The sequence below is a fragment of the Bosea sp. OAE506 genome, assembly GCF_040546595.1.
Taxonomy (GTDB): Bacteria; Pseudomonadota; Alphaproteobacteria; order Rhizobiales; family Beijerinckiaceae; genus Allobosea.
Genome location: NZ_JBEPOB010000001.1, coordinates 81203 through 106337, shown reverse-complemented (window position 1 = coordinate 106337; position 25135 = coordinate 81203). Strand labels below are relative to the sequence as shown.

Below are 25135 nucleotides of genomic sequence, written 5' to 3'. Positions count from 1 at the left end.
CCTCAGCGATCATCTCGATGCTGGCGTTGACCTTGGCGGCGTCGTCGCCGTCTGGATGATCCGTCTGGATCGACGACAGATGCACAACCTGTTTTGCGAAGCTGGCGGCCAGTTCTGCAATCGGATCCGGCTTGCTGTTTCGACCATGTCCCGCGCCCCGTGCACCATCGATCGGGTCTTCAACGGCCGTGGTAATCCCGCCCGTGCCAGTCGTGCGACCAGCTGTGCATTCTCATGGGCGAGGCGGCAGATCATCCGCTCCGCGCTCGTCGTTTTTACGTCGAGGTCTAGGGCCTCCTGGCGCTCATCCAGTTGCTGAGCTGCTGAGCTTTGAACGACCTCGTCCGATAGTCTGGACCGCAACATCCGCTGGGCACACATGACGCAACTCCAATCTCGACTGGAGTCGCGAACGGCCGGCGGGGCTAATCGTTCCTATGGAGCAGAGACGCCAGTACGACGACGCGACCGCTCGTCACTAAACGTCGTGTCGCTGCATCCCGCGCGCCACCTCGCTTAGGGCCCGCGCATCGGCCAACCTTGAAGAGCAGGACAGCCTCTTCCTAGATGTCCTGAAGGCGCAGCAGCGGCAATTGGCCCGCACGTCCTGGAGGACCTGGAAATGGCACCAGCATCTGATCAATTCGAGCGTCCCGTGACCGTGTTTGCCGTATCGGGAGTGCCGACCGCTATCTCGTCAGCATCGGAAGCTTACATGTATCTGTCCGACTGCCCCATCCGGCACCGCGACGCCGCGCATGAGATAGCGATCAAAGCGTGTCTCGCTGTGATGCAAGGTGACATCGAAGCTGAAACGGCCAGAGGGCTCGTGGCTTCATGGGCAGAGCGTAACGGAGTACTCGCGCTGGATGCAGCAGCCTTTGTAAGCAGTACCCCTGTTAGCGGCCGGCGAACCCCTTAAGACGCGACTCAATGGCCGCAGAACGAGCCGCTAAAAGATGCCACCGACAACAAAATTACTGAGAGGGCCGAAATCTACGGCTGCAGATCCTGGGATTTAATCTATTATTGAGAGATGTGATCGACTGTCTCGCACTTAACACCAGAAAGGTGAGGACTGTGGGATGGGCGTCATCGTCGTCACCAAGCTGCTCGGGCCATGGCGACTGCCGGGTCTATACCGAGATCAACGCGGATCGGCGTTGGTGCTCTTTTGCGTCGCCCTACCTGTTTTGGTGATGGGCGTCGGCATCGTCATCGATTACGGAACTTTGTCCAATCAGCGCTTCGCTTTTCAGACGGTAGCAGATGCCGCCGCCCTTGCTGCTGCGCGAGAATTCCGCCTTGCAAACGCAACTCCGACGACCGTGCAATCGGCGGCCGAAAAATTTGCGAAGGTCCAACTTGCCGCGGTCAACCAGACGGCGACGGTTGCGACCTCCGTTGATCTCAAGAAGTTCGCGGTGACAGTCGACGTTTCGACGGTGGCACGCACCAACATCATGCACATGTTCGGGCATGACATGGTGACGGTCGCCGCGAGCGCGACCGCGCGTGTCATGGGCACGGCCTCGATCTGCGTCATCGGCCTCGAGACCTCGAAGAACGAGACGATCTATCTCGAGAAGGAAGCGAAGCTCGAGGCGCCCGAATGCGCCGTCTACTCCAACTCGAACAAGAAGGATGGCCTCAAGGCCAAGGAGAACTCCCAGCTTCGCGCCCGGTTCATCTGCTCGGCCGGCGGTAGCTACAAGGACAAATATGACAGCTTTGTCCCCAGCCCGACCCTGGACTGCCCGATCCTCAACGACCCGTTGGCCTCGCGGCCGCCGCCCTCGACCGGCGCCTGCGCGGCGACTGACCTGAAGGTGACCGCCAGCACCACGCTCAGCCCCGGCACCTATTGCGGCGGCGTGCGCATCAGCAAGGGCGCCGTGGTCACGCTGAACCCGGGCATCTACGCCTTCAAGGATGGCCCTCTCGATGTCTCGGGCGGCGCCGCGCTCAAAGGCGCCAATGTCGGGCTCTACTTCAATGGTAAGAGCGCTGTGCTGCGCTTCGATATCGACACGAAGATCGACCTCACCGCTCCCAAGGACGGTACCATGGCCGGCATCCTGATCTATGAGGATCGCGGATCGCCGCTCAACCAGAAGCACGAGATCCTCAGCAACGACGCGAAGGTGCTGCTGGGCACGCTCTATCTGCCGCAGGGCGAGCTCAACATCGGCGCCAACAAGCCGGTTGCAGCGGATTCTGCCTATACCATCGTGGTGGCACGGCGGTTCACGCTCTCGGCGGGGCCGACCATGGTGATGAACGCGAAGTATTCCTCGACCAACATCCCCGTGCCCGAGGGGGTCGGCCCGGGTTCGACGGCGGCGCAGCTGGCCCGGTGAGGCTCTAGCGTCAGCGCGCTTGCCGAGGGGTGGAACGCGCCGCTCCAGGGTGTTCAGCCGGGGGATGCACTCACTGGCAGGCCTCAGGCCTTCGATTTTACCCGGAAGCAGAAGCTGCGCAAATCTTATGCTGGCACCAAGGACGGATGGATTTGAGCTTTATTTGGCGCACGGCGTTAATGGACCCGGTGATATCGATGGCTTCATGCCGGATGGAACCGTCAACATAAAGTGCAGCCAATGCACTGTTGTCCCGCTCTGAGTCCAGTCGGCGGAGGATACACATATTCCGTCAGCAAATTTGAATTAGATCGATGTCCTGTCATTCGCGAGAGGTCACTACCCCAAGGCCAGATCGTCAACGATTTTGACTGTGATAATCTTCTCGATACCGTGGTCAGCGAATACAGGCGCCTGTTGCGACAATAAAATCTCGCAAGCCGGGTGAAAGGCGTATCACAACCACCATCTTAATAGCGCATTCAATAGATATGCTCACGATATGGTCAATGATCGGGAGGGGCATCAACCTTTACTCTCTCCCGCGATATCAGCGACATGATCGCGATATTGTTTAAGCTCGAATTCCTAGCCAACCTTCAAAAGAAGCGATCTCGGGTTGCTGCTGTATCTCCAGAAACCCTACGCGATAAAGTTTACTGACCGACCTTGGTCAGCGTTTATTGAGGCGCTCCTCGATGAGCAAGACTGCTTTTTCCAGCTCATCGATCTTGTCGGTGCAATACGTTAGCTGCGCTTTGTACTGCTGATCTGTAATTCGCCCTTTCGAGATTTCAGATATTGTGAAACCCATCTTTGTCAGGTTCACTATTTCTCCTAAACTGGACCGATCGTCCTCATTGAAGACCCGCGGAGCGCCAGATTCTTGGCAAATACGGGACGGACTCAACAGCCCCCTTTCCTCATAGAAGCGGATCGCCCGCAGCGTGAGCCCAAATTCATCAGCAAGTTGGCGAATCGAATACCATTTCATGCTCTATCAATAGGATCGGCCGTTGCTTTTGCAACATGCCGGCGTCGTTCAAGCAGGCCCATCCTGACGATCCGCGAATAGAAGAGGTTCCCGTCTCGATTGCGCACGATCAAGTGCTTCGAGTCGTCCAGATTGAGCCCCGCGTCCCCTCCGTGTCGACTGTTGTAAACCACCAGTCTGGCATCGATGGGTCTCCGCATCCCCGAAGGCGATCGTGCGCTTTCGACCGCAAGTTCTGATGCAGAAAGGCGGCGGAGCCGGGGCTCCGCCGCCTTCTTGTCTTCGGCCCACATCCTGTGGGCTGCCCGCTTTCTGCGGACGAAGGATCAGAACAGACGCGGGACGGCCTGGTCGGACTGCGAGGAGAGCGACAGAGCCGTCTGGGACAGCTGCTGGCGGGTCTGCAGCGAGAGCAGGTTCGCGGCTTCCTCGTTGGCGTCGGCGTTCACCAGGTTCGAAGCGCCGGTCGAGAGGACGTCGGCCAGGTCCTTGGTGAAGTCCTGGCGGGTCTGGGCGACCGACAGGTTGGCACCGAAGGTCGAGGAGAGCGACTTCAGCGAGGTGAGGGCGCTCGTCAGGGCCGTGGTGGCTTTTTCCAGATCGGAGTCGTCTGAAAGTTGATCGTTCCCGCCACCTGGGCGTTGCCGGCCTGGGCGATGCCGATGTTGTCGGCGCTCAGGCTGGTGCCCTGGATGTCGAGCTTGGTCTGGTTCTTGCCGCCCTTTTCGTTGAAGGCGATCGAGACCTTGTCGCCCTGCAGCAGGTTGACGCCGTTGAAGCCCGCATCCTTGGCCAGCGAGTCGATCTGCGTGCGCAGCGTGTTGTACTGCTCGATCAGGTTCGAACGCCTCGCCGAGGTCACGCCGGAGGAGGCGATACCCGTGGTGCGGTCGGCGGCGTTCAGGCCGAAGGCCGCACTCTGTGCGCCGGTCGACGACGCTGTGACAGCCGCCGCGGCGGCGGCGCCCGTGCCGATACCGACGCCGAGCGTCTCGGAGCCGTTGCCCTTGACGTTGAGCAGGCCCTTCTCGTCGACGAAGGCGGTGGCGACACCCGAGCCGTTGATCGCGTTGACGACGTCACGGACTGAGGTGTTGGCCGTCAGCGTGATGCCGATATGGTGGTGGAGGTCGGCGCACCGGCCGGGCCCGTGGTGATCTGGATGTTCAGTTCGGGCGTGGCGGTGATGTCGACGCCAAGGTCACCCGCGGTGCTGGCGGTGGCGGTGGCGGCGGTGGTGTCACCGGCGCTGCCGATACGCTTGTCGAGCGCGATGTCGTTCAGGCTCTTGCTGGTCAGCGCGGCTTCGCCGGCAGTGGCCCTGGCCAAAACCTTGTCAATTTTCGCGTACGGGCCGCCGAGGGGCGGCTTGTCTCACTAAGGCCCGGAGCGCCTGACAGGCGTGGAGGGATGCAGAAGACACGTGCCGGTCGTTTTTGCCAAATCGTAATGACTAGACACTCAAAGTTGACCCATGAAACTGATACTGCCAGCCGCGATAGCCGACGCCGCTGCGCTGCGAGAGCAAGCGCGGCTTAATGCGCTCGCCTCATATGATGTCTTGGACACAACCCCCGAAGAGACGTTCGATAGGCTTACACGGTTGGCGAAGCGGGTCTTCGGCGTTTCTATGTCTACCATCACATTTGTCGATGGCCACCGACAGTGGTTCAAGTCGAAGCAAGGGATCGAAGCCTGCGAAACGGACCGCGAGCCAGCCTTCTGCAACATCGCCATTCAATTGCCTGACGCGCTGATCGTGCCAGACGCAGCCGCCGACGAGCGTTTCGCGAAGAATCCATTTGTGCTGCGCGAACCGAAGCTGCGATTCTACGCGGGGATGCAGCTACGCTCGCCTGATGGCCAGGCCATCGGGACATTTTGCACCATGGATACCCACCCACGCAGCTTCAGCGACGCGGATCGCGCAGCTCTGGATGATTTAGCTGGCATAACCATCGACCTACTTGAACTGCGTCGAAAGGCCAGTCTCATGGCTCCCGGCAGTCAAACAACAGGCGCTCATCGTGTGATGAAAGCCGGCCGACTGGTTTTTAACGGCGGCAAAACAACAATGAGATGCACGGTTAAATCGCTGTCACCGAAGGGAGCGTCCGTTGATGTGCTATCGAGCGCTGGCATCCCAGACCGTGTTGCGCTTCTGATCGACGCCGATTCCACATCGAGGCTATGCGATATTGCGTCTAAAGCTGACAGGCAAATTGAGCTTTCGTTTGAAAGTTAGCCTGCAGGCATGGCCAGCGCCTCGCCGGTTTCCGCCTGCCCTGCGAACCGACGGTTCGGTTTCTCGAGAGGGCGGCTGTCAGACGATCCCTCAAGGGTCCGGCAACTTAAGTCCCGAGAGAAAAGCCGCTGAGCTAATGTTGTTGTCCGGAAGCGCGTTACAATGACGTTCGACTAATGAATCCCGGCTTGCAGACTGGCCTTGCTCTGGACCCTGAACCGTTGTTCCTTGACGTGCGGCCTCGGCCGCCGTGACGGGCGATGGGCGGGGGGCTCATCGAGCGGCCGCATCCCCCGGTCCGGGCCGCTGGAGCCGAAAGGCTTCCCTGTCACGGTCGAACAGTGCATTACCTCCTTGCTACGAGGCCTGCCGTGCCGTTTAGCAACTGGACACCCGATGGCCTGCGCCGCGCCATCCAGGCGGCCGGCGTTGCCCTTTGGTCATGGAACGTTGAGGCTGACACGTTCGTTGTGGACGAGCAGGGCTTCACCATGTGGGCCGTTGATCATACCGGCGATCTCAAGTTCGAGGACCTTTCGGCGCGCATTCATCCCGCCGATCGCGATAGAGTCCGGGCTGCCTTTAACTCCACGCGCGGTGTGGACGGCGCCTACGAGATGGACTTCCGCATCATGATCGGCGACGACATCCGCTGGATCTCCGCGCGTGGCCTGGGCAACGACGTCGGCATGCACAAGGGCTACATGTACGGGATCTTCCTGGACGTGACAGGGCGAAAACAGGCCGAGGAAGGTCATGAACTCCTCGCTGGCGAGATGAGCCACCGGGTTAAGAACCTGCTCGCGATTGCCGCTGGGCTGACCCAGATCGCATCGCGCTCCTCAACGACCGCCGCCGAGATGGCCAAGGACCTGACGGATCGGTTGACGTCGCTCGGCAGGGCACACGACCTGGTGCGCCCGCTTCCCGGCCACCAAGGCACCGCAGCGCTTTGAGGCGACCTGCTGTCGATCCTACTTTCACCATATGACGACATGGGCGCTTTCAGCAGGCGCATCCGTGTCTCCGTCCCCCGCATGGGCGTTGGTGAGGCCGCAGCGACAACGCTGGCCCTTGTCATGCATGAATTGGCGACAAACTCGATGAAGTACGGCGCGCTGTCGTCCGATGTGGGGACGCTCGACGTGTCGGGTTCGCTGGAGGGCGACGACATCAAGATTGTCTGGATGGAGCGGGGCGGTCCCATAGTCGGCACGTCAAAACCGGATGGCTACGGCAGCCGCTTGGTCGACCGGAGCGTGAAAGGACAACTGGGCGGCACGATCGACTACGAATGGGAGCCGTCCGGCCTTATTGTGAAGCTATCGTTGAAGGCCTCGAAGCTCGCCAATTAGCCGACGGCCTCCAGAACCTTGATCACGTCCTTCTCGAAGTAAGGTTTTCGCAAAAACACGGTGTCTTTCGGCATCGTGGCGACGGGGGGCGAAACACGCCCCGACGTTAGAATGAGAACGGTTGGGGGCCACCGCTCTCGGACCACCTGGATGAACCTCAGGCCGTCCATAGACCCCGGCATCTCGATGTCCGAGAAGACTACGCGGATCTCGGAGTGGGTCTCCAGCAGCAGTATCGCGTCGTCAGCGTTGGCAGCCTCCAAGACGCCGTATCCCGCGTCCTCAATCATAGCAGCAGCGTTCATCCGTATGACGGGCTCGTCTTCGACGATCAGGACGACGAGCTCCATTTGCAGCCTTCACCGGTTTTGCGGGGGGAAACTGTCGTAGGACGATGTGTTTCAGAAGGGCGGAAAAAAGGCCAGTTACGGTTCGGTGCATTCAGGCTGGGGCCCAAACTGCGTTTCGCCCACCTTACATAGGGTAGTAGGCTCATTGCGCTGTCTGCGAAGAGCGCATCCGCCTTGTGTGATGGGTTCCGCGTGTCCGCTAACGACCCGTGGCGGACGCGGTGCGCCAACGGCGCTTATCAGCCAGCCTGCCAGCATATACGGCTTGCCCGAAAGCAGGCGTTCCCGGCGTTAGGTAAGGGCCAAATTCGTCAGCCGGCCCCCCGGCAAAGAGGCGCCACAGGACTAAGCCGCTCTCGCGGCAGGGTGCTGCGGCGCGGTCATCAGTGAGATTTCGCCTGTGAGGCGCTGCATCCGAGGATTTGGGGGTCGTTTCCCCTGATCCTCGGAGGTTTCCATGACCGGTTCCGTCACCGTCAGCCCGCTGCGCCAGCGGATGATCGAGGACATGACCATCCGCCGGTTTGGCGAGCACACGCAGCGCGATTATGTCCGGCAGGTCCGTGAGTTCACGGCCTTCCTCGGCTTGCCGCCGGACCGGGCCGAGCCCGAGGATCTACGGCGCTATCAGCTTCACCTGGCTTCGCTCGGCGCCAGCTACGCGCGGATGAACCTGGCCTGCACGGCCCTGCGCTTCTTCTTCCACGTCACGCTGGGCCGGATCGGCTTCGGTGACCGCATGGCGCGGATCCCGACGCCGGAGCGGCTGCCGGTGGTACTGAGTACCGAGGAGGTCGCGCTGCTCCTGGCACATGCGCGGAGCCTGAAGGACCGCGCCGCGCTCAGCATCGCCTATGGCTGCGGCCTGCGGGTCTCAGAGATCGCCAACCTCAAGGTCGCCGACATCGACAGCGCGCGCATGCTGATCCGGGTCGAGCAGGGCAAGGGCCGCAAGGACCACTACGTCATGCTCGCGCCCGACCAGCTCGATCTGCTGCGGCAATGGTGGCGGGTGAAGCGCCCGCGTGGCTGGCTCTTCCCCGGCCAGCAGCCGGGCCAGCCGATCACGACGCGCCAGCTCAACCGGGCCTGCCATGCCGCAGCTGAGGCCGCCAAGCTCGACAAGCGGGTCTCGATGCACACGCTCAGGCACAGCTTCGCCACCCATCTGCTGGAGCGGAAGACCGATATCCGCGTCATCCAGGTCCTGCTCGGCCACAGGAAGCTCGACACCACCGCCGTCTACACCCGCGTCGCACTGAAGACCCTGCGCGAGGTGACGAGCCCGCTCGCGCTGCTGGCGTCGCCGCCTCCACCATAGCGGCCCCGCGCCGATCATGGCGCGGCCTTCGCTGGAGGTCGCAGACATCCTGAACCGGCATGGCGAGGCCTATCTCGCGCGTCATCGGCTCAGCCGCGGCCAGCTCAAGGTGATGGGTGCGATCCGGGCCTGCCGCACGGCTGCGCTCGGCGGCCATGTCATGGCCTGCGGCGACTGCGATCACGCGACGATCGCCTATAACTCCTGCCGCAACCGGCACTGTCCACGCTGCCAGGGCGCGGCTGCGAAGGACTGGCTCGCGGACCGGCAGGCCGATCTGCTGCCCGTGCCTTACTACCATCTCGTCTTCACCCTGCCGGCGCCGATCGCGGCGATCGCCTACCAGAACAAGGCCGAGCTCTACGGCCTTCTGTTCAAGGCCGCGGCCGAGACGCTCGCCACCATCGCCATCGATCCCCGGCATCTCGGCGCCCGTATCGGCTTCACCTGCGTGCTGCACACATGGGGGTCGGCGATGACGCACCATCCCCATCTCCACATCATCGCGCCCGGCGGCGGCTTGTCGCCGGATGGCTCGCGCTGGCTCTCGTGCAGGCCCGGCTTCTTCCTGCCCGTGCGCGTGCTCTCGCGGCTGTTCCGCAGGCTCTTCCTCGCAGGCCTCTCCGCCCTGCACGCGGCCGGGCGGCTCGCCTTCCATGGCGATCTCGCCGATCTGACTGAGGCCGATGCCTTCGCCGCCATGCTGGCGCCGCTGCGACGAGCCCACTGGGTCGTCTACGCCAAGCGCCCCTTCGGTGGTCCCGACGCCGTGCTGGCCTATCTCGCCCGCTACACCCATCGCGTCGCCATCGCCAACAGCCGCCTCGTCGCCATGAAGCGGCACGGGGTCACGTTCCACTGGAAGGATTATCGCGCCCGCTCATCCGGCAAAGCCTGGCGCAAGACCATGACGCTGACGGCCCCCGAGTTCATCCGCCGCTTCCTGCTCCCCGTCCTGCCCGACGGCTTCCACCGCATCCGACACTACGGCCTGCACGCCACAGGCCGGCGCGCCGCCACCATCGCTCGCGTTAGGCAGATCATCGCGGCGGCGACGCCGGCCACCACGACGGCAGATCGTGGAGCAGAGATCTCGGCCGAACAATCCGATCCGGTCGATGAGCGGAGGCCTCCTTGCCCCTGCTGCGGTGGCCGCATGATCCTCGTAGAGCGCTTCGCCCCGGGCACAGCGCCGCGCACCATCCTCGCCGTCAGGATCGACACCTCATGACTATGGCGCCGGGACGACACCCCGAGGAAGCACTGCCGATCTCGGCCAGAGAGCGGGCGATCCCGATCGCCCCGATGGCGGAAATGGACCTTTCGGCGATCGCAGATCCCGCCCAGACGCATCAAACTTCAGGCTTCCGGGCATCTCGGTCGGAGCATCGCGCCACCGCCGCGCGCCTCGCACGATCCCGCCGACCAGGCCGCGCGGCGAAATCCCCATAGCCCACGGCACCGGTCCGCGGCTTCCTCCCCTGGAGGCTTTCGGACGCCGGCCCTCAGCCCAGTCCGAACCCCATCGCACGGGCCGGCATCCGAAACCCTTGACAGAGGCCGACATTCAGTAGCTGCGCGAAAGCGGACGCACGGGCCGGCGAGCATCCCGATGCCGGTCCACACCGTCTTCGCTTCGACGGGTTACAGGAATCCGAAGGTTCACAGCTTCTGGATTTGTCCCGAGAGGCCTTCAGGGACGGCGCGACAACTCGGAATGAGTGAGGCGACTGAGCGCCATTGGCACGCGTCGCAGTTCACCGGCCGGGGATCCGAGCCGATCTTGCGGGGTTTGATTCCGCCGATTCAACGCACTCCCTCGGGGCCCTCCTGGAACCGCACAATTTTCTATCGAGTTTCGTTTCCGGCACCGCTAGCGTTGGGGCTCGGCGCTTTTTCGCCAAGCCATACGGAGCCGGCCCATGACCGAGACGCTTCCTGCTTCAAAGGTAAAATCGAACGGCCGTTCGTCCAAGAGATATGAGACGCCTGAGGCGGTCGGCGCGGGCTTGGCGACCTTGACAGCCACGGATGGATCCGTGCTCGACCTGAACGAACTTCTGGATGCGTTGCAGTCGATGCGTCAAGGCGAGTTCAACGTCAGGCTGCCCGGCAACCAGACCGGCCTGGCTGGCAAGATCGCCGACACATTCAACGACATCGTCGCCGCGAACGAGCGCATGGCTCACCAGCTCGAGCATGTTGGTCAGGTCGTTGGTCGCGACGGCAAGACGCGCACCCGGGTTCGCTTTGGCCTCTCGGGCGGCGCCTGGTCTGACATGGAGGGATCGGTCAATACATTGATCGACGATCTTTTGTGGCCCACGACGGCGGTGACCCGCACCATCACTGCCGTGGCCAAGGGCGATCTCATCCAGAACATGCCGCTCGATGTCGACGGCCGTCCGCTGAAGGGCGAGTTCCTGCGCTCGGCCACGATCGTCAACACCATGATCAAGCAGCTCAGCGTCTTTACCTCCGAGGTGACGCGCGTGGCGCGCGAGGTCGGCACCGACGGCAAGCTTGGCGGGCAGGCGCAGGTCAGCGAAGTGACGGGCGTCTGGAAGGATCTGACTGAGAGCGTCAACTCCATGGCCTCGAACCTCACGGGGCAGGTCCGCAATCTGGCCGAGGTAACGATCGCAGTCGCCAACGGCGACTTGTCCAAAAAGATCACCGTTGACGTGCGCGGTGAGATCCTGCAGCTGAAGGAGGCCATCAATACTATGGTCGATCAGCTTCGCTCCTTCGCCTCGGAAGTCACGCGAGTTGCCCGAGAGGTCGGCACCGAAGGGAAGCTCGGCGGCCAGGCGCTGGTACCCGGCGTCGCGGGGACATGGAAGGACCTCACCGACTCGGTCAACGCCATGTGCGGCAACCTCACCGCGCAGGTTCGCAATATCGCTCAGGTCACCACCGCCGTCGCGCGCGGCGACCTGTCACGCAAGATCACCGTCAACGTTTCGGGCGAAATTCTTGAGCTGAAGGAAACCATCAATACGATGGTCGACCAGCTCAACGGCTTCGCCGGCGAGGTCACCCGCGTCGCGCGCGAGGTCGGCACCGAGGGTCGCCTTGGCGGCCAGGCGCAGGTGCCCGGCGTCGCCGGCACCTGGAAGGACCTCACCGACAACGTCAATTCGATGGCCTCAAACCTCACAGCGCAGGTCCGCAACATCGCCGAGGTCTCGACAGCAATCGCCAATGGCGACCTGTCGAAGAAGATCACGGTGACAGTGTCGGGCGAGATCCTCGAGCTCAAGGAGACCATCAACACCATGGTCGACCAGCTCAACGCCTTTGCTTCGGAGGTGACGCGCGTGGCGCGCGAGGTCGGAACGGAGGGCAGACTCGGCGGGCAGGCCAATGTCCGCGGCGTCGCCGGCACCTGGAAGGACCTGACCGAGAACGTCAACTCGATGGCCGGCAACCTGACCGCGCAGGTCCGCAACATCGCCGAGGTTTCGACCGCGATCGCCAATGGCGACCTGTCGAAGAAGATCACCGTCGACGTGAAGGGCGAGATCCTGCAACTCAAGCAGACCATCAACACCACCGTCGACCAGCTCAACGCCTTCGCCTCGGAGGTGACGCGCGTGGCGCGCGAGGTCGGCACCGAGGGCAAGCTCGGCGGTCAGGCGCAGCTCAAGGGCGTCGCCGGCACCTGGAAGGACCTGACCGACTCGGTCAATTCGATGGCGTCCAACCTGACCGGCCAGGTCCGCAACATCGCCGAAGTCGCCACCGCGGTCGCCCAGGGCGACCTCTCGAAGAAGATCACCGTGACAGTGTCAGGCGAAATCCTCGAGCTGAAGGAAACCATCAATACGATGGTCGACCAGCTCAACGGCTTCGCCGGCGAGGTCACGCGCGTCGCCCGCGAGGTCGGCACCGAGGGGCGTCTCGGCGGCCAGGCCAACGTGCTCGGCGTCGCAGGCACCTGGAAAGACCTGACCGACTCGGTGAACTCGATGGCCGGCAACCTGACGGCCCAGGTCCGCAACATCGCCGAGGTCTCGACGGCCATCGCCAATGGCGACCTCTCGCGCAAGATCACCGTCGACGTGAAAGGCGAAATCCTTCAGCTGAAGGAGACGCTGAACACCATGGTGGACCAGCTCAACCGCTTCGCCTCGGAGGTGACACGCGTGGCGCGCGAGGTCGGCACCGAGGGCAAGCTTGGAGGGCAGGCGCAGGTGCCAGGTGTCGCCGGTACATGGAAAGACCTCACCGAGAACGTCAACTCGATGGCCTCGAACCTGACGGGCCAGGTCCGCAACATCGCCGAAGTAACGACGGCTGTCGCGCGCGGCGACCTCTCGCGCAAAATCACCGTCGACGTAAAGGGCGAGATCCTCGAGCTCAAGAACACTATCAACACGATGGTCGATCAGCTCAACGCCTTCGCCGGCGAGGTCACGCGCGTCGCCCGCGAGGTCGGCACCGAAGGCAAGCTCGGCGGACAGGCGCAGGTGTCGGGCGTCGCCGGGACGTGGAAGGATCTCACCGACTCGGTGAACTCGATGGCCGGCAATCTCACGGCCCAGGTCCGCAACATCGCCGAGGTGGCAACCGCCATCGCCAATGGCGACCTCTCGCGCAAGATCACGGTCGACGTGCGCGGCGAGATTCTGCTGCTCAAAGATACCCTTAACACGATGGTCGACCAGCTCCGCTCGTTCGCCGGCGAGGTCACCCGCGTCGCGCGCGAGGTCGGCACGGACGGGCGGCTCGGCGGCCAGGCCGTCGTGCCGGGCGTGGCCGGCACCTGGAAAGACCTGACCGACAACGTCAATCTGCTGGCCGCTAATCTCACCACGCAAGTCCGCAACATCGCCGAGGTGACGACCGCCGTCGCGCGCGGCGACTTGTCGCGCAAGATCACGGTCGATGTGAAGGGCGAGATCCTTGAGCTGAAGAACACCATCAACACCATGGTGGACCAGCTCAACGCCTTCGCCGGCGAGGTTACGCGCGTCGCCCGCGAGGTCGGCACCGAAGGCAAGCTCGGCGGGCAGGCGCAGGTGCCGGGCGTCGCCGGCACCTGGAAGGACCTCACCGACACGGTGAACGTGATGGCGGCGAACCTGACGGAGCAGGTCCGCGGCATCGTCAAGGTGGTGACCGCGGTCGCCAATGGCGACCTCGAACAGAACCTCACCGTCGCCTCCAAGGGCGAGGTCGCTGCACTGGCCGAGACGATCAACAACATGACCAAGACGCTGGCGACCTTCGCCGACCAGGTCACAAGCGTCGCCCGCGAAGTCGGCGTCGAGGGCCGACTGGGCGGTCAGGCTAACGTTCCTGGAACGGAAGGCACCTGGAAGGACCTGACCGGCAACGTCAACCTGCTGGCCGCCAACCTGACCACGCAGGTCCGGGCCATCGCGGAGGTCGCCACCGCCGTGACCAAGGGCGATCTGACGCGCTCGATTCAGGTCGAGGCCCGCGGCGAGGTCGCGGAGCTGAAAGACAACATCAACACGATGATCGGCAATCTGCGCCTGACGACCGAGCGCAACACCGACCAGGACTGGCTGAAGACGAACCTCGCGCGCTTCACCAACATGCTGCAGGGGCAGCGCGACCTCTCGACCGTGGGTCGCATACTGCTGTCTGACCTTGCGCCGCTCGTCGATGCCCAGCACGGCGTGATCTACCAGGTCGAGGGCGATGCCGAGGCGTCGAGCCTGCGTCTCCTGGCCACTTATGCCGACGATCCGGTGCAAGGCCATCCCGAACGCGTAAAAATGGGCCATGGGCTGATCGGCCAGTGCGCGCGTGATGCACGGCGCATCCTGATCACCGACATGCCAAAGAACATCGTGCCGATCGGCTCCGGTATATTCAAGGCCAAGCCACGCAGCGCCATCGTGCTGCCTGTGCTGTCGGAAGGCCAGGTCAAGGCGGTGATCGAGCTCGCCGCGGTCGGCAATTTCACCGACCTCCAGTTGTCGTTCCTTGACCAGCTGACGACCTCGATCGGCATTGTGCTGAATTCGATCGAGGCGACGATGCAGACCGAGGGCCTGCTGAAGCAGTCGCAGCAGCTCGCAGGCGAACTGCAGACGCAACAGCGAGAGCTTCAGCAGACCAACGAGCAGCTCGAGCAGAAGGCCCAGCAGCTCGCTGAGCGCAATGTCGAGGTCGAAGCGAAGAACCAGGAGATCGAGCAGGCGCGCCGGGCGCTCGAGGAAAAAGCGACGGAGCTCGCGCTTACCTCGAAGTATAAATCCGAGTTCCTCGCCAACATGTCGCACGAATTGCGCACGCCGCTAAATTCGATCCTGATCCTAGGCCAGCAGCTAGGCGAAAACCCGGACGGCAACCTCTCGGGCAAGCAGGTGGAATTCGCCCGCACGATCCACGGCGCCGGCACCGACCTGCTCAACCTGATCAGCGACATTCTCGACCTGTCGAAGATCGAGTCCGGCACGGTCTCTGTCGATGCTGAGGAAATCTTCTTCAACAGCCTGCTGGACGTCATGACTCGTCCGTTCCGCCACGAGGCGGAGAACCGCAAGCTGTCCTTCGAAGTGGTGTTGGCGCCTGATCTGGAGCGCAGCATCATTACCGACTCAAAGCGGTTGCAGCAGGTGCTCAAGAACCTGCTGTCCAACGCCTTTAAGTTTACCGACGAAGGCGGCGTCAGGCTCAGCGTGTCCCCGGTGAAGAGCGGCTGGAGCGCCGACAACGTCTCGCTGACGAATGCCCCATCTGTCGTCGCCTTCGAGGTTACGGACACCGGCATCGGCATCCCGGCGGAAAAGCAAAGGATCATCTTCGAGGCGTTCCAGCAAGCCGACGCGTCGACCAGCCGGAAATACGGTGGCACGGGCCTTGGCCTCGCCATCAGCCGCGAGCTGGCCAACCTGCTTGGCGGCGAAATCCAGCTTCGCAGCATTCCCAACGTGGGCAGCACCTTCACGTTGTACTTGCCGCTGACGTTCGTCGGGAATGCGCCGGCGGCCGTGCGTCCAAGCGAAATGGAGGCGTTGAATGCGGCTGCGGTGTCGATTGCGGCGCTGACCGCGGGTCGGCTCGGCGACAAGGTCGTGGAGCAGATCCATGACGATCGGCATCTGATCGCGCCGGGCGACGCCGTGCTGTTGATCGTCGAGGACGATCCGCACTACGCGAGCGTGTTGGTCGATCTCGCGCGCGACAATGGATTCAAGGTCCTCGTCGCCATGCGCGGCGCCGACGCGTTGGCATTGGCGCGGGAGTACCGCCCAACCGCCGTTTCACTGGACGTCTTCCTGCCCGACATGCTCGGCTGGACGGTCCTCAGCCAGCTTAAGCAGGATCCCGCGACGCGGCACATACCGGTTCAGATCGTCACCCTCGACGAGGACCGTCAGCATGGTCTTGCCCGCGGCGCATTCGCCTTCATGAACAAACCGACGACCAGCGACGGGCTCGACAAGGCTTTCGCCAAGCTGAAGGGCTATGCCAAGCCGCGCCGCCGGCAGTTACTGCTGGTAGAAGACAATGAGGGTGAGCGCTTGGGCGTGACTGAGCTCCTCGGCCATGACGACATCGACATCACCAGCGTCGAAACCGGCGCGAGAGCGCTCGAAATCCTGAGCGAGGGCGCAACCGACTGCGTGGTGCTCGATCTCAAGCTGCCCGATATGTCGGGGTTCGAGGTACTGGAACGGATCCGCGACGATGCGACGATCGCCGATGTGCCCGTGATCGTTTTCACCGGCCGCGAGTTGTCGCCGGAGGAGGATGCGCAGCTTCACACCATGGCACGTAGCGTCGTGGTGAAGGGGGTTGAGTCGCCCGAACGTCTCCTCGACGAGACCGCCTTGTTCCTGCATCGGGTTGTCTCTGACCTGCCGCCCGCCAAACAGGCTATGCTCGAGCGTCTGCACAGCTCCGACGAGGATCTCGTCGGCGAGACGGTGCTCCTGGTCGATGACGACGCGCGGAACATTTTTGCACTCAGCAGCGTTTTGGAGCGCCGCGGCATGAACGTGCTGACGGCGACGACCGGCAATGAGGCCATCGCGATCATCAATGCCCAGCCCGAGGTCGCGATCGTCCTGATGGATATCATGATGCCGGGAATGGATGGTTACGAGACGATGCAGGTGATCCGGTCCAATCCTGCGTTTCGCAGGCTTCCGATCGTCGCCCTTACGGCGAAGGCGATGAAGGGGGATCGCGAGAAATGCCTGGAAGCTGGCGCCTCTGACTATCTCGCGAAACCTGTCAACACAGAACAGTTGCTATCGTCGCTTCGCATGTGGCTACATCGCTGAAATTAAGGGCGGATTCGCGATGGAACCGGTCAATATCCTGCTCGTCGATGATCAGCCTGCAAAGTTGCTGAGCTATGAGGTTATCCTTCAGGAGCTCGGCGAGAACCTTATCAAGGCGAAGTCTGGGCGCGAGGCACTGGAACACCTCCTGAAGACCGAGGTCGCCGTCATTCTGGTCGATGTCTGCATGCCCGACCAGGACGGCTTCGAACTCGTCGCTATGATCCGCGAACATCCGCGCTATCAGAAGACGGCCATCATCTTTGTCTCCGCGATCATGATGGCAGAGCCCGATCGGCTGCGCGGCTATCAGGCGGGCGCGGTCGATTACGTATCGGTTCCTGTCGTGCCAGAATTACTTCGCGCCAAGGTCAAAGTTTTTGCGGAGCTGTTTCGAAAGACCCGCGAGCTGGAACGACTGAACGCCGAGCTCGAACGGCGGGGTAGCGGAACGCACGGCCGAACTCGAGACTTCCTCCGGTCAGCTTGCCCTTCTCAACGAGCAACTCGAGCACCGCATCGAGGAGCGGACGCGGGAACGGGAGGAAGCGCTGGCCCAGCTCTTCGAGGCGCAAAAGCTCGATACGATCGGCCAACTGACCGGCGGCGTCGCGCATGACTTCAACAACCTGCTGATGGCGGCGCTGGGCAGCCTCAACCTGCTCAAGAAGCGCCTGCCGCTGGACGATCGCGATGGCCGCTTGCTCGACAATGCGATTCAGGCAGCCGAGCGTGGGGCGGCGCTAACGCAGCGGCTTCTCGCCTTCGCACGACGTCAGGAATTGCAGCCCCAAGCCGTAAACGTCATTCAAGTTATCGATGGGATCGAGAACCTGCTGCAGCGGGCCATCGGGCCTGGCGTGCGGTTCGCAAAACAGCTTCCGGGCCAATTGTCACCAGTTCTTGTCGATGCGAACCAGCTCGAACTCGCTCTGCTCAATCTCGCCGTGAACGCGCGCGACGCCATGCCCGATGGTGGCATCATTACCGTGTTGGCCGAGGAACAGAGTGTCTCGACTGCCCGCCCTAAACCGAACCTAAAGTCTGGCCATTATGTCCGTATTCGGGTCTCCGACAACGGCTGCGGGATGGATGAGGCGACGCTTGCCAAGGCGGCGGAGCCCTTCTTCACGACAAAGGGGCCTGGCAAAGGCACGGGGCTGGGATTGTCGATGGTCCACGGCCTCGCAGCGCAATCAGGTGGAACGCTCATGCTCTCAAGCGCGCCAGCTCAGGGAACATCGGTCGATCTTTGGCTGCCGGTAGCGGCCGCGGGTTCAGCTCCAGCGGTCGTGTCTGCGGATGCGCCCGATCCGATCCCTGCTTTGAATTTCGTAGCGCGCACCGTACTCGTGGTGGATGACGATGCTCTCGTCGGCATGGGAACCGCAGCCATGCTGGAAGACCTTGGTCACACTGCTATCGAGGTCATGTCCGGCGCCAAAGCGCTCGAGGCATTGACCGCCGACCAACGCATCGACCTGGTCATCACCGATCACGCCATGCCTGGGATGACTGGCGCAGAACTCGCGCGCCGGATTCGCGCGTCACGCCCGGAGCTGCCCATCATTTTGGCTTCGGGCTATGCCGAGCTTCCCGACAACGAGGGACTGGCCGACTTACTTCGCTTGGGCAAGCCATTCGCCCAAGCTCAGCTGGCCGCCGCCATCGAGCGCGCCGTCAAAATGGTCGCATGAAGCAGTGTGCTGCATCCTAAGCAGAAATCATAGCGGGTTGCGAGCCCGAAGACCCTGAGGCTGCTCGGCTGGTCGCCTCAGCAGCTTGGCGTTCTCGTCCTCAGTTGCTTCAGACGCCTGGCTTCGGAGAGGCCTCCGAACCTAGCTTTCCAGTTGTAGAGGCTGGCCTCGGAAACACCGCGCTTGGGCGCCAGATCGGAGGTCTTAGCACCTGCCTCATGTTCGCGAGAAACCGCTAAGTCTGTACCATCCCGTGAATCGTGTTCGTTTCATCTGTCCGCCCTTCAGAAGGCCGGACTCTAAGCTCGGGGGGTCGTAAGTCCGGCGTGGACGAAGCATTCCAAAGCCAGTCGGAATGGAACCATCCCGGATCGACATGGTTTTCCGTGTCGGTCGGCGCTCGGCGTCGGGAGGGAGACCGATTGTGCTACAGAAAGACGACTGGCACCTGACGGAATTGCTGCATCACGAGCACGGCCGGGGCGACCCGTTCGCGGCCGCCGTGCGCGCGACGCGCATGGCGATGGTGATCACGAACCCGTCCCTGCCGGACAACCCGATCGTGTTCTGCAACGAGGCATTCCAGAAGCTGACCGGCTACGGGAGAGAAGAGATCCTCGGCCAGAACTGCCGCTTCCTGCAGGGCCCCGACAGCGATCCCGCGACGGTGACGCGCATCCGCGAGGCCATCCGCGCCGGGACCAGCGTGGACGTCGACCTGCTGAACTACCGCAAGGACGGCTCGACGTTCTGGAACGCGCTCTACCTCAGCCCGGTGCGGGGCGACGACGGCGAGGTGAAGTTCTTCTTCGCGTCGCAGCTCGACGTGACGCCGCGCGTCGAGGAGAGGGAGGCGATCGAGGCGCGCAAGGATCTCGTCGAGCGCGAGGTCCAGCGCCGCACCGTCCTGCTGGAGGAAGCGCTGGCGGCCAAGACGCTGCTCCTCCACGAGGTCGACCACCGGGTCAAGAACAACCTGACGATGATCGGCTCGCTGCTGAGGCTCCAGTCGCGTCAGTTCGACAACCCCGAGATGACCGCCAAGCTGGAGATCATGATGGAGCGCATCGACGCGCTCGCGACCGTCCATCGCCGCCTCTACCAGTCCGACGACGTCACCCGGTTCGACATCGCCGGATTCGCCGAGAGCCTGGCCTCCGATGTGATCGCGTCGAGCGGTCGCGACGACATCCGGCTTGAGGCGGCGGTCGAGCCGATCGAGGTGCCGTCCGACTTCGCCTCCTCGCTCGGGCTCATCCTCAACGAGATCCTCACCAACGCGATCAAGCATGGCCTCGACGGACGGGGAGGCGTGATCCGGCTCTCGGCGGTCAAGAGCGACGGCAAGGCCTATATCGCCGTCGAGGACGACGGCCACGGCATCAAGCTGGACAAGGCCGCCGGCGGGCTCGGGCGCACGCTGATCACGCGCCTATCGAAGCAGGCGGACGCTAAGGTCACGTGGGTGCGGCTCGACCGCGGCACCCGGGTCACCCTCACCATGGCAGGGACGATGTAGCGTGATGAACAGGACGACGCCGTTGAAGGTGCTCATCGTCGAGGACGAGCCGATCCTGGTCATGGACGTCGAGATGATGGTCGAGGATTCCGGCCACGTCGTGCTCGGCTACGCAGACTCTCTGGACGAGGTCGAGGGGCTTTCGCTCGCCGACAATCCCGACCTGGTGTTCATCGACATGCAGCTTGCCCATGGCGACAATGGCCTGGACGTTTCCGCGTTCGTGCAGCGTCGCTGGCCGGACGCGTGCATCGTCTACGTGACGGCGAACCCTCGCATGATCCCGGACGATTTCGCCGGCGGCCACGGCGTGATCGCCAAGCCGTTCTCGCGCATCGGCTTCCTCGCGGCCCTGCGCTACTTGTCGGAAGGCATCCTCAGGCCGCCGCCGTCCGTATCGCGACCGCGCGATTTCGTCGCCTCGCGCGCCCTGGCGGAAGGCTGGGCTGCCGGTTAAGGACGGCGGCGCGTCGGATGCCCGCCGACGTGGTGGCGCGGGTGTTCGAACCCTTCTTCACGACCAAGCCTCTCAGCCAGGGAACCGGGCTGGGTCTGTCGCTGGTCTATGGCTTCGTCAGGCAGAGCGGCGGGCAGATCGCGATCGACTCACTCGAGGGGAGCGGGACGTCAATTACGCTATATCCCCCGAAACACCTTGGCCCCCCGGAGATCGAGGAGATCGGCGGCGACGATGCGGAGGTCGCCCACGGACGCGGCGAGGCCGTCTTGGTCGTCGAGGACGAGCCTATGATCCGGCTTCTCATCGTCGATGTCCTGGACGAGCTCGGCTATCGTACGATCGAGGCGGGCAATGGGCCCGACGCCCTTAAGGTCCTCTTCATCACAGGCTACGCCGAGAATGCGTCAATGGCGACGGGGTTCCTGAAGCCCGGCATGGAGCTGATGACCAAGCCATTCGCCGTCGAGGCACTGGCGATCAAGGTCGAGCGGATGTTAGGGCCGTCGAAGCCCTGATTGGCGCGATGCGCCATGTCACGGGCATGGCGCAGTCTCGTTTCGACCCGGTCAATTTTCATGGCGATGCCGCCGGACAGGCATCCTCCAGAGGGCGAACGATCGACATCGAGTTGGTCGGATCTGTCTATGCCGATCATGGAGCGAATTACTGGACCGTCCAGCAGGACAATCTGCGGCGCGTTTTCACGCGCAAGGTGAAAAAGCGGATTGAGCAGAAGGAATCAAAGAAGCTCAGCGTCTTCGCTCTAGCGCCGCAGCCGCTTCTGATCGAGCTTGGACATCTTTTGGGTGATATAGTCCCGGTCACAGTCCATCAGAGATACCGCGAGCCGGCGACGTGGCGTTGGCAAGCTGAGCAGCCCGCCATCACGTTTCGGGTCGGGGATTATTCCGGTCCGCCCGACGCCGGGGTCGCGCTGAAGCTGGCGCTGAGCACAACCGTCTCGGACGATCGGGTACGGGCGGTGCTAGGAGACGATGTCGCAATGTGGTCGTTGACCGCGGAAAATCCGCACAACGAGATCATGCGGCGGCCCGACGACCTGGTCGAGTTCAAGCGCGATCTCCGGCGGCTGCTAGATCGGATCAAGGCCGTCCACGGCGAGAAGGCGACGATCAATGTTTTTCCGGCAGTGGCAAATTCGGCGGCGGTTCGAGACGGGAAGATTGCTGATGCCGAAGGCTGACCTTCCGCTCCTTACCATGATCAGAACCGCGCTGGAGGCGGGTTTATTCCGACGGTGACGGTTGCTGGGTATCCGAACAGGCAACAAGCCGACCTTCCTAGCGTCAGCTATGAGCCACCCGCGACTGCTCGACTGACAGCTGCAGCAGACCGCCCTGAAGCAGACGTTCCAAATGTCCGCTAGGGGCCAAACTAGCGCGTTGGCCAGCACGACATGCTGCGAAGGCTTCAAGGAAAATGGGGTGACCGGAACCCATTGGTGGGAACCCCTGCGAACCTGAGCCGACGAGCCGTTCCGGGAGAGATGAACCGGAGTGGGTATGAGGATGAATAGCAACACGGAGGGCGGCGACACTGCCCGGGACGAGGCGCGGCCGACAGCTGCGCATCTGTCGCGCTACAAACGCAGCTACCAGATGACGGCCGATCAACCGGAGCGGTTCTTCTGGCTCTGGCAGGAAGCCTTGACGCATGCGCTGCTGCTCGAGCAGCAGCCGGAGCGGTCGTTTCCTGAGCATGGCAATCTGACGGCCCTGCAGATGGCGGAGGGAGCTCGCGTCCATGCGCGCCTCTACGCCTTCATGCTGGCTGAAGCACCGGCGCGCGAGATCGGGCATGTCGAGAGCAAGATCATGGTCGCCGAGGCCATGGCCTTCGACGAGGAGGAAATCCACCGGACACGGACCGCGGTGATGGTCGAGGCCGCGATGCAGCAGGATGCGCGCGAGCTCGGCATCACCCTGCGCAAGGCGCCGATGCCGCCTGGCTCGCCGAGCCGGCACTGAGGACCTGAAGCCGATGTCCTTCGTGATCTACGACCTTGAGACGAGCGGTCTCGAACCGCAATGGAACGTGCCGTTGCAGGCAGCCCTGATCCATGCCGATGAGAACCTCCAGCCTTTGGGCGAGCTCTCGCTCCGCTGCCGCCTACCGGCTCATATCGTGCCGTCGCCCGGTGCTCTCCTGACGACAGGCATCCGGCCGGAGCAACTCGAACAGGCGCCGCTGTCCTCTTCGGAGATGCTGAACGTCATCGCAAAGGCCCTAACGTCGTGGGCGCCCGCCACCATAATTGGCTACTCCTCTATCCGGTTCGACGAGGAGATCCTCAGACACGCTTATCTCACGCATCTTCTGCCGCCCTATGCGATGCAGTTGAACGGCAATCGGCGCGCCGACCTGCTGACCATGGTCAGGGCCGTGGCGATGCTGGAGCCTTCCGCTCTGACCATACCGCTTGGCGCAAGCGCTAAGCCGAGCTTCAAGCTCGGCGAAATCTGTCGCGCAAACGGCATCGCGCTGTCCGAAGACGAAGCGCATGACGCGCTGGCCGACACCAGGGCGACGCTGGCGCTGTTACGGCACCTGCGCGCGGTCGCGCCAGTGACCGTGGCGACCATGCTTGGATTGGCCGACAAGGCCGTGCCGAACCGGATGCTCGCCGGCGGCGAGGTCCTGCTGCTCGGCGGCTTCTCCCGACTGACGCCGGTCGTCGGCGTGACGGTGAACCCGACCGTCGGGACCTCGTGGGCGGCAGTCGACCTGACGGTCGATCCGGCAAGCTATCTCGACCTGCCCGCCGAGGAGATCATCAGGCTGTTCTCGCAGCGAGGCGTTCGTCCGATCCGGACGATCAAGACCAACGCCCAGCCGATCCTCGTCGCCTATGAGCAGGGCTGCCACGCCTTGCAGCCTGATCAGCGGGATCTCGCGCTCTACAGCGAGCGCGCGGCGCGTGTCCGCGAGCACGCCGGCTTCAGGGGGAACCTCGCGACGGCCCTGGCCAATCGCTTCGCCGATCGTGAGGCATCGCCTTACCCCGAGGCGACGCTCTACAGCGGTGGCTTCATCTCGAACGACGATGTTCGTGCCTGCGCCCGCTGGCATGCCTCGCCGTGGGAGGACCGTGCCGCGATCTCGGCAAGCTTCGGCGACGAGCGGCTCAAAGCCTTCGCCAACCGACTGGCGCTGCTGGAGGCGCCGCAGACGTTGTCGGCTGCGGGCTGGCAGAAGGGCCAGGCCTGGCTGCGCGACCGGCTGACGACGCAAGCCGACGTGCCGTGGCTAACCTTACCGAAAGCGCTCAATGAGGTCGCGATCCAGCGCCAGACACTACCCCCAGGTGACGCCGCCAGACATGCGCATCTCGATGCGATCGAGCGGTGGCTTCGCGAGCAGAGCCGGTTCTTCCAACTTGCGGCCTGAACCAACAGCCCGGGACGAATGAAGATGGAGAAGGCGCCGGCGACGGCGCCTTCGTCGATTCCGGGAGGACGGAGGTGAAGCGCAGCCGATGGGGCTGTGACCCACAGGATTCAAAAGACCATGACGAACGCCAATCAGGACCGCGACCTCACGCCCGTGGTGACGGATCACGAAGGCGGCGGCGACCGGCCGCTCGGGCCGATCCGCGACCCGCTAGACGAGGCGATCCGCAGCATCGGTAACGATCCTTCGCTCGCCGAGTTGATCGCGGTGCGCGACCATGCGCCAGACCTCAAGGTCGTCGCGCGCGAGGCGAAGCGCTGCAACGACGAAGCGGACCGACTGCCGCTCGGCCTCGAACGGACCTACGAGGAGCGGATGGCAGAGGTCGGCCTGCAGATCGTCGGCTTGAGCTGCGCGGCCATCGTCGCGATCTGGCCCACCGACACGATCGACGACGCCGATGCCAAGCGCGCGCTCGCCCGGGAGACGCAGCCACAGTACGAAGAGACCGACTTCGCGATGGCGCCGCTGCTCTCGGCTGAGGACGCGGCCCGCATCAGGCTCCACCGCGCCGCCTTCGACGTCGGCGCGCTCGTCGTGCCCTCAGGCCCTCCCGGACCGGCCCCCTCCGACAGGGGTCTCGCGACCTGGCCGCTGTCGCGGTTCGATCTCGACGACACAGTGCCGCTGGCTGGCGGGCCAGCCACCCTGGATGCACGCGGCATCGCCCGCTGGAAGGCCTTCGTCGACGCCTATCCAGACCTGACCACGCTGGTCGACCGCTTCAGCGCGATGATCGCGATCGCCGATCGCCTCACCGTGATCGCCCATCGCAACGAGCCCGATAGCGCGGCGCAGCGCCGGGCTGCGGAGGGCGCCCGCATTCTCGCCTACCTCGCCGCGGCCCGGGCCGCAATCTGGCCGGCCCTGCTCCACTCAGCGGACGCCGAGGCCAAGCTCAGGCTGGTGGCGCTGATCAACGATCGCGCCTGCCGGCACGATCCTTTGCATCAGCAGGCCGCGATCCGGCATCTGGTCACCGAGGCGAACTTCATCGCCCGGCGGTTCCGGTTCGGGGCAACGCTCGAGCTCAACCCACAATGGCTCCCGATTGTGTAACGGAATCGCCGCAGAGAGGACAAGGCGATGGCGT

19 protein-coding genes and 4 pseudogenes are annotated in these 25135 nt (G+C 63.4%); 16 read left to right on the top strand and 7 right to left on the bottom strand.

Features of this window, described 5'->3' with window-relative positions; all coding sequences use genetic code 11:
• Positions 1 to 622: 622 nt before the first annotated feature.
• The 3 genes and pseudogenes from ABIE41_RS00565 to ABIE41_RS00555 all read left to right on the top strand — a co-directional run bounded on the left by ABIE41_RS00565 (position 623) and on the right by ABIE41_RS00555 (position 2360).
• Entirely contained in the window at positions 623 to 922 is a 300-nt protein-coding gene (locus tag ABIE41_RS00565; protein ID WP_192645182.1) for a DUF982 domain-containing protein, read from the top strand.
• 163 nt (positions 923 to 1085) lie between these two features.
• A pseudogene (locus tag ABIE41_RS00560) lies at positions 1086 to 1283 on the top strand (TadE/TadG family type IV pilus assembly protein); the annotation flags it as partial.
• A 141-nt stretch (positions 1284 to 1424) separates the two neighbouring features.
• Entirely contained in the window at positions 1425 to 2360 is a 936-nt protein-coding gene (locus ABIE41_RS00555; RefSeq protein WP_354193542.1) for a pilus assembly protein, read from the top strand.
• Positions 2361 to 3033: 673 nt separating this feature from the next.
• On the opposite strand, the gene ABIE41_RS00550 is transcribed toward ABIE41_RS00555, so the two are convergent.
• The 4 genes from ABIE41_RS00550 to ABIE41_RS00535 form a co-directional block, all read right to left on the bottom strand.
• Positions 3034 to 3354 carry a MerR family transcriptional regulator gene (locus tag ABIE41_RS00550; protein WP_192645184.1) on the bottom strand — a complete coding sequence of 107 codons (321 nt, stop codon included), beginning with the start codon at positions 3352 to 3354 and terminating at the stop codon, positions 3034 to 3036.
• A 326-nt stretch (positions 3355 to 3680) separates the two neighbouring features.
• The gene (locus tag ABIE41_RS00545) at positions 3681 to 3878 is read right to left on the bottom strand and encodes a flagellin (RefSeq protein ID WP_354193344.1); all 198 of its coding nucleotides are present in this window, start codon (positions 3876 to 3878) and stop codon (positions 3681 to 3683) included.
• A 50-nt stretch (positions 3879 to 3928) separates the two neighbouring features.
• Complete coding sequence (locus tag ABIE41_RS00540; protein WP_192645185.1) at positions 3929 to 4216, bottom strand: hypothetical protein; 288 nt, start codon at positions 4214 to 4216, stop codon at positions 3929 to 3931.
• 239 nt (positions 4217 to 4455) lie between these two features.
• The gene (locus ABIE41_RS00535; RefSeq protein WP_192645186.1) at positions 4456 to 4683 is read right to left on the bottom strand and encodes a hypothetical protein; all 228 of its coding nucleotides are present in this window, start codon (positions 4681 to 4683) and stop codon (positions 4456 to 4458) included.
• 145 nt (positions 4684 to 4828) lie between these two features.
• On the opposite strand from ABIE41_RS00535, the gene ABIE41_RS00530 reads away from it, so the two are divergent.
• Together ABIE41_RS00530 and ABIE41_RS00525 are read left to right on the top strand one after the other, a co-directional pair.
• Positions 4829 to 5599 carry a GAF domain-containing protein gene (locus ABIE41_RS00530; protein WP_192645187.1) on the top strand — a complete coding sequence of 257 codons (771 nt, stop codon included), beginning with the start codon at positions 4829 to 4831 and terminating at the stop codon, positions 5597 to 5599.
• Between the two features lie 371 nt (positions 5600 to 5970).
• A pseudogene (locus ABIE41_RS00525) lies at positions 5971 to 6954 on the top strand (sensor histidine kinase).
• Here ABIE41_RS00525 and ABIE41_RS00520 read toward each other — a convergent pair.
• On the bottom strand, positions 6951 to 7304 hold the full coding sequence (locus ABIE41_RS00520; protein ID WP_192645188.1) for a response regulator: 354 nt from the start codon (positions 7302 to 7304) through the stop codon (positions 6951 to 6953). The pseudogene ABIE41_RS00525 and the gene ABIE41_RS00520 overlap by 4 nt on opposite strands.
• Before the next feature lie 457 nt (positions 7305 to 7761).
• Between ABIE41_RS00520 and ABIE41_RS00515 the strand changes: the two genes are divergently transcribed.
• The 4 genes and pseudogenes from ABIE41_RS00515 to ABIE41_RS00500 all read left to right on the top strand — a co-directional run bounded on the left by ABIE41_RS00515 (position 7762) and on the right by ABIE41_RS00500 (position 18592).
• Entirely contained in the window at positions 7762 to 8625 is an 864-nt protein-coding gene (locus ABIE41_RS00515; RefSeq protein ID WP_192645189.1) for a tyrosine-type recombinase/integrase, read from the top strand.
• A 16-nt stretch (positions 8626 to 8641) separates the two neighbouring features.
• The gene (locus ABIE41_RS00510) at positions 8642 to 9856 is read left to right on the top strand and encodes an IS91 family transposase (RefSeq protein ID WP_192645190.1); all 1215 of its coding nucleotides are present in this window, start codon (positions 8642 to 8644) and stop codon (positions 9854 to 9856) included.
• An 847-nt stretch (positions 9857 to 10703) separates the two neighbouring features.
• Positions 10704 to 16895, top strand: coding sequence for a HAMP domain-containing protein (locus ABIE41_RS00505; protein ID WP_465247104.1), 6192 nt, complete (start codon positions 10704 to 10706; stop codon positions 16893 to 16895).
• 19 nt (positions 16896 to 16914) lie between these two features.
• Positions 16915 to 18592: pseudogene (locus ABIE41_RS00500) on the top strand (response regulator).
• 63 nt (positions 18593 to 18655) lie between these two features.
• On the opposite strand, the pseudogene ABIE41_RS00495 reads toward ABIE41_RS00500, so the two are convergent.
• Positions 18656 to 18865: pseudogene (locus ABIE41_RS00495) on the bottom strand (transposase); the annotation flags it as partial.
• A 151-nt stretch (positions 18866 to 19016) separates the two neighbouring features.
• On the opposite strand from ABIE41_RS00495, the gene ABIE41_RS00490 reads away from it, so the two are divergent.
• The 6 genes from ABIE41_RS00490 to ABIE41_RS00465 all read left to right on the top strand — a co-directional run bounded on the left by ABIE41_RS00490 (position 19017) and on the right by ABIE41_RS00465 (position 23979).
• Complete coding sequence (locus ABIE41_RS00490) at positions 19017 to 20111, top strand: PAS domain-containing protein (protein WP_192645193.1); 1095 nt, start codon at positions 19017 to 19019, stop codon at positions 20109 to 20111.
• Positions 20112 to 20139: 28 nt separating this feature from the next.
• Complete coding sequence (locus ABIE41_RS00485; protein ID WP_354193342.1) at positions 20140 to 20568, top strand: response regulator; 429 nt, start codon at positions 20140 to 20142, stop codon at positions 20566 to 20568.
• Positions 20508 to 21086 carry an ATP-binding protein gene (locus ABIE41_RS00480; protein WP_354193340.1) on the top strand — a complete coding sequence of 193 codons (579 nt, stop codon included), beginning with the start codon at positions 20508 to 20510 and terminating at the stop codon, positions 21084 to 21086. Before ABIE41_RS00485 ends, ABIE41_RS00480 begins: the two co-directional genes overlap by 61 nt.
• Positions 21087 to 21094: 8 nt before the next feature.
• Positions 21095 to 21775 carry an SAVED domain-containing protein gene (locus tag ABIE41_RS00475; RefSeq protein WP_354191494.1) on the top strand — a complete coding sequence of 227 codons (681 nt, stop codon included), beginning with the start codon at positions 21095 to 21097 and terminating at the stop codon, positions 21773 to 21775.
• Positions 21776 to 22100: 325 nt separating this feature from the next.
• Positions 22101 to 22559 carry a hypothetical protein gene (locus ABIE41_RS00470; RefSeq protein WP_192645196.1) on the top strand — a complete coding sequence of 153 codons (459 nt, stop codon included), beginning with the start codon at positions 22101 to 22103 and terminating at the stop codon, positions 22557 to 22559.
• 13 nt (positions 22560 to 22572) lie between these two features.
• Entirely contained in the window at positions 22573 to 23979 is a 1407-nt protein-coding gene (locus tag ABIE41_RS00465) for an exonuclease domain-containing protein (protein ID WP_192645197.1), read from the top strand.
• Here the strand turns inward: ABIE41_RS00465 and ABIE41_RS00460 are convergent.
• Complete coding sequence (locus ABIE41_RS00460) at positions 23887 to 24084, bottom strand: hypothetical protein (protein ID WP_354191491.1); 198 nt, start codon at positions 24082 to 24084, stop codon at positions 23887 to 23889. The two genes, ABIE41_RS00465 and ABIE41_RS00460, sit on opposite strands and share 93 nt — an antisense overlap.
• Positions 24085 to 24099: 15 nt before the next feature.
• Between ABIE41_RS00460 and ABIE41_RS00455 the strand changes: the two genes are divergently transcribed.
• On the top strand, positions 24100 to 25101 hold the full coding sequence (locus tag ABIE41_RS00455; RefSeq protein ID WP_192645199.1) for a hypothetical protein: 1002 nt from the start codon (positions 24100 to 24102) through the stop codon (positions 25099 to 25101).
• The last annotated feature ends 34 nt before the right edge of the window (positions 25102 to 25135 follow it).